At 33.0% G+C, this 309-nt stretch carries 1 protein-coding gene; it reads right to left on the bottom strand.

Annotated elements, in window-relative coordinates; all coding sequences use genetic code 11:
* The coding region (gene dcm / locus FUA24_RS08180; RefSeq protein WP_148541254.1) for a DNA (cytosine-5-)-methyltransferase at positions 1-309 on the bottom strand (309 nt) is incomplete at both ends.

Below are 309 nucleotides of genomic sequence, written 5' to 3'. Positions count from 1 at the left end.
ATAATTTGAGGTTCTGGAACATAATATCCTAAATCTTCTCGAAGTACATTTAAAATAGTTGCCAAAGTTTTTCCTTTGTCGTGATTTCTTAATCCTTTTACATTTTCAAGGAAAATTGCTTTTGGTTGTTTTTTCTTGATGATTTCTGCTACGTCAAAAAATAGTGTTCCTCTTGTATCTTCAAATCCGCCACGTCTTCCTGCAATCGAAAACGCTTGACAAGGGAAACCTGCACAAAGCACATCAAAATTATCAGGTATATAATTTTTTGTTTCAGGTTTTGTTATATCTCCAAAAGGAAATTCTCCA

This window comes from Seonamhaeicola marinus, assembly GCF_008085455.1.
Note: the sequence above shows the minus strand (reverse complement) of the source record. Positions and strands in the feature narration are given on the sequence as shown.